This window comes from Nocardia sp. NPDC058497 (assembly GCF_042720195.1).
GTDB lineage: Bacteria > Actinomycetota > Actinomycetes > Mycobacteriales > Mycobacteriaceae > Nocardia.
The window spans coordinates 1-4,565 of sequence record NZ_JBHXMY010000485.1 but is presented as its reverse complement, the minus strand read 5'-3'; the positions used below and the strand labels follow the sequence as shown (position 1 = coordinate 4,565).

Annotated in this window: 3 protein-coding genes; 1 reads left to right on the top strand and 2 read right to left on the bottom strand. The window is 67.2% G+C overall.

Annotation, left to right across the window (positions count from 1 at the left end; all coding sequences use genetic code 11):
- Positions 1–770: 770 nt before the first annotated feature.
- Complete coding sequence (locus ACFWPJ_RS25505; RefSeq protein ID WP_378854912.1) at positions 771–1,640, bottom strand: MaoC family dehydratase; 870 nt, start codon at positions 1,638–1,640, stop codon at positions 771–773.
- Positions 1,640–2,995, bottom strand: a complete 1,356-nt coding sequence (locus ACFWPJ_RS25500) for a 3-oxoacyl-ACP reductase (RefSeq protein WP_378854911.1) — start codon at positions 2,993–2,995, stop codon at positions 1,640–1,642. Before ACFWPJ_RS25500 ends, ACFWPJ_RS25505 begins: the two co-directional genes overlap by 1 nt.
- A gap of 101 nt (positions 2,996–3,096) precedes the next feature.
- Here ACFWPJ_RS25500 and ACFWPJ_RS25495 point away from each other — a divergent pair, with 101 nt between their 5' ends.
- Positions 3,097–4,419, top strand: a complete 1,323-nt coding sequence (locus tag ACFWPJ_RS25495) for an acetyl-CoA C-acetyltransferase (protein WP_378854910.1) — start codon at positions 3,097–3,099, stop codon at positions 4,417–4,419.
- Positions 4,420–4,565 lie beyond the last annotated feature (146 nt).

Below are 4,565 nucleotides of genomic sequence, written 5' to 3'. Positions count from 1 at the left end.
GAAGTAAAACCCCTTGGTATGAACCATGAATGCCGACTGTTTTTCGGCTTGATGATTTCTAACACGGGCTCTGACAGGTACCCAGCCCTATGTTTTCGGGGCATTCGCTACGCGATCGCTGAAAGATAGCCAGTGTCTCGCATTATGTTCGCTTCCGAATGGGTCTTTCGCTTTGATGCCTCCACGGGACGCCTCGACTGCACGGAATCTGGACGCCCGTTCAGTCGTTGCCGCAGAACATCAGCAGATTCGGTGAGCCGAGTACCGATCAACCGGGCACTCCCCTTGCTCGAACCAGAGCTACCAGTGCCGAACATGGGTGAATTGCCAGTTAACCGACCGCCTACTCCATGATTGACGTCACAGGAAAAAGGCGTAACGGTCAATCTGGCTAAAGCGATTGCGCCATAACCGTATTAACAATACGTCAATGCTGGCCCACGTGGGTCGGCATGAACACCTCGGCTGCATAGCCGAATTCCGCCACCAGCCAGCTCGCACACCGCATGCACGTCGCGCGCCTGTGTCCAGTGGTCGATCTCGGGAACATGGACGAGCCAGAATCGACCATCCCGCTCAGCGTGGGCGGTGTACTTCATTTCCGCCACCATCCTTCTCCGAGTACTTCCTCGCATTGCTTGTAGATCATCTCAGCGTAGCGATTACCGAGTTCAGCGTGCCGCCCGATCGGGATCTCCTTCGCTCCGCGGGACAGCAAATGCAACGGGCCGCACACCCTTGTGGATGTGCGGCCCGTGGGGAACCGGGGCTCAGCGCAGGGTTGCGGTGAGGTGGGGGTAGCCCTTTTTGGGGTTCAGCATGGAGAGGTCCCAGCCGGAGCCGACCTGGTCGGCGTAAACGTTGACCGAGGACGGGAGGAAGACCGGCTTGCCGAATTTGACCGTGTAGGTGGTCTTTTCGGGGACGCGGCCCTCGATGGTGGCGAGGATGTTCGCGGCCGACCACATGCCGTGGGCGATGGTCTTCGGGAAGCCCATCGCCTTGGCGCCGAGGCCGGAGACGTGGATCGGGTTGTGATCGCCCGAGGCGGCGGCGTAGCGGTTGATCATCTTCTGATCGACGCGCTGCACGCGCAGCGGCGGCGGTGGGACCACGTCGGCGGGTGGCTCCGACTTCGGGCCGCCCGACAGCGAGGTGCGCTGCTGGTGCAGGAAGGTGGTCACCTGCCGCCAGACCAGCTCGCGGCCGACCCGGATCTCCGTGATCGCGTCGACCAGCAGGCCTTTCGGGTGCTCGCGCAGGTTCTCGATGTGGGCGGAGAAATCGAGTGGCTCGGCGACCGAGATCTCGCGGGTGCGCTCGATGACGTTCTCGAAGTGCACAGCGCCCACCGCGCTGAACGGGAAGTCGCGGGCGACCACCAGTTGCATCGCCAGCGGGAACGCCAGGATGAACGGGTACGTCAGCGGCAGGGTGTCGCTGAAGCGCAGACCGGTGGCGTGGCAGTACGCCGCCAGATGGTCGGGGTCGACCTGGAAACCGTCGAGGACGACCCGGCGGTCCGGCAGGGTCGGCTTGCGACCCGACAGCGGGCCGGGCAGCGGGACGGCGCCCAGCGCCGCCTTCGCGTACAGCCCGCCGTTCTTCGGAACCTCGGAGAGGGTGATCGTCTGGGTCATCAGGCGCCGATCAGGCTCTGTCCGCAGACGCGAACCACGTTGCCGCTCACCGCGTTCGACGCCGGGCTGGCGAAGTAGGCGATGGTCTCGGCGACGTCGACGGTCTGGCCACCCTGCAGCAGCGAGCTCATCAGGCGGCCCGCCTCGCGGGTGCCGACGGGGATGGCGGCGGTCATCGCGGTCTCGATGAAGCCGGGGGCCACCGCGTTGATGGTGATGCCCTTCTCCGCCAGCAGCGGGGCCTCGGCGTCGACCATGCCGATGACGCCGGCCTTGGAGGCGCCGTAGTTGGTCTGGCCGCGGTTGCCCGCGATGCCGGCGATGGAGGACACGTCGATCACGCGGCCGCCCTCCTTGAGCACACCCTTGGCGACAAGGCCGGAGGTGATGCGGTGCGGGGCTGCGAGATTGACGTTGATGACCGAGTTCCAGCGGCCCTCGTCCATGTTCGCGAGCAGCTTGTCGCGGGTGATACCGGCGTTGTGCACGACGATGTCGATGCCGCCGAAACGCTCGGTGGCGAACTCGGCGAGACGCTCGGCGGCGTCGGGGGCGGTGACGTCGAGGGCGAGGGCGGTGGCGCCGACCTTGTTGGCGGTCTCGGACAGGGCCTCACCGGCGGCGGGGATGTCGGCGACGATGACGGTGGCGCCGTCACGGGCGAAGACCTCGGCGATGGTGGCGCCGATGCCGCGGGCGGCGCCGGTCACGACGGCGACCTTGCCGGCCAGCGGCTTGTCCCAGCTGGCGGGGGCGACGGAATCGGCCTTGCCGACGCGGATGACCTGGCCGTCGACGAAGGCCGACTTGCCCGAGAGCAGGAAGCGCAGGGTCGACTCGAGGCCGGTCGCGGACGCGCCCGCCTCCGGGTGCACGTAGACCAGCTGGCCGGTGGCGCCGCGCAGCAGCTCCTTGGCGATCGAGCGGCTGAAGCCCTCGAGCGCGCGCTGGGCGATCTGCTCGTCTACCGAGCCGACCAGTTCCGGGGTGGTACCGATGACCACGACACGCCCCGAAGGTGCGAGGTTACGCATCGCGGGCTGGAAGAATTCGAACAGCTGCGAAAGCTTGTCGATGGAGTCGATGCCGGTGGCGTCGAAGACCAGCGCGCCGTACTTGGTGCCCGAATCGAGCGAGTCCGCGACGGTGTAGTCCGACAGCAGCGCGCGGATCGGTTCGGCGAGACGGCCCTTGCCGCCCAGCAGGACCGGGCCGGGAAGTGCGGGCTCGCCTGCCTGGTAGCGGCGCAGCTGCGCCGGCTGGGGCAGACCCAGCTTGCTCGCGAGGAACGCGCCGGGGGCGGAGTGGATGAAGGATCCGTAGAGGTTGGGTGCACCCTTGCTCTTGGCTGCCACTGTTCCTACCTTCACATTTGCGGGTTCGGTGTCGACAATGAACTTACTCCAGAGTAAGTTATATGTAAACCGATCACCCGACGAGACCATGGAGAACTCGAGTGACAAGCAAAGCCCGCTCGGCGAAGACCCCGGCAAAGACCGCGAAGACCCAGCGCCCGGTCGCGATCGTTGGCGGTAACCGAATTCCGTTCGCTCGCTCCGACAAGGCCTACGCGAAGGCGTCCAACCAGGACATGTTCACCGCCACCCTGGACGGGCTGGTCAGCCGGTTCGGCCTGCAGGGCGAGCGCCTCGGCATGGTCGTCGGCGGCGCGGTGCTCAAGCGCGTCGGCGAGCACAGCCTGATCCGCGAGAGCGTGCTCGGCTCCAAGCTCTCGCCCTACACCCCGGCCCACGACCTGCAGCTCGCCTGTGGCACCGGCCTGCAGGCCATCGCCACCGTCGGTGACGCCATCGCGATGGGCCGCATCGAGTCGGGTATCGGCGGCGGTTCCGACACCACCTCCGACGCGCCTATCGGCGTCAGCGAGGACATGCGTGAGCTGCTGCTCAACGTCAACCGCGCCAAGACCAACAAGGACCGGCTCAAGCTGGTCGGCCAGCTGCGGCCCTCGATGCTCGGCATCGAGATCCCGCGCAACGCGGAGCCGCGCACCGGGCTGTCGATGGGTGAGCACGCCGCCATCACCGCCAAGGAGTTCGGCATCGCCCGCGAGGCGCAGGACGAGCTGGCCTACCTCTCGCACAAGAACATGGCCGCCGCCTACGACCGTGGCTTCTTCGACGACCTGATCACCCCGTTCCTCGGCCTGACCCGCGACGACAACCTGCGTCCCGGCTCGACCGTGGAGAAGCTGGCCACCCTGAAGCCGGTGTTCGGCACCAAGCTGGGCGACGCCACCATGACCGCGGGCAACTCGACCCCGCTGACCGACGGCGCCTCGGCGGTGCTGCTGTCCAGCGACGAGTGGGCCGCCGAGCGCAAGCTCCCGGTGCTCGCGCATCTGGTCGACTCCGAGGTCGCCTCGGTCGACTACATCCACGGCCCCGACGGCCTGCTGATGGCGCCCACCTACGCGGTGCCGCGCCTGCTGGCCCGCAACGGCCTGACCCTGCAGGACTTCGACTACTACGAGATCCACGAGGCCTTCGCCTCCGTCGTCCTCTCGACGCTGGCCGCGTGGGAGTCCGACGCCTACTGCAAGGAGCGCCTCGGCCTCGACGGCGCGCTCGGCTCGATCGACCGCAGCAAGCTCAACGTCAACGGCTCCTCGCTCGCCGCGGGCCACCCGTTCGCCGCGACCGGCGGCCGCATCGTCGCCTCCACCGCGAAGATGCTGGCGGAGAAGGGATCCGGCCGCGCGCTGATCTCCATCTGCGCCGCGGGCGGCCAGGGTGTCGTCGCGATCATCGAGCGCTAGTCACTCGCTGACCAACGACAACGGCGGGTGGGTTGCGGGTGGGGAAGCCACCCGCCCGTGGGGTGTTTGACGAGGCAGATGGGGTGTGGGTTGGGGGTCGCGGGGGCCCCGGGGCCGCAGAGGGAGGACATTGGTTAGGCGAGGGG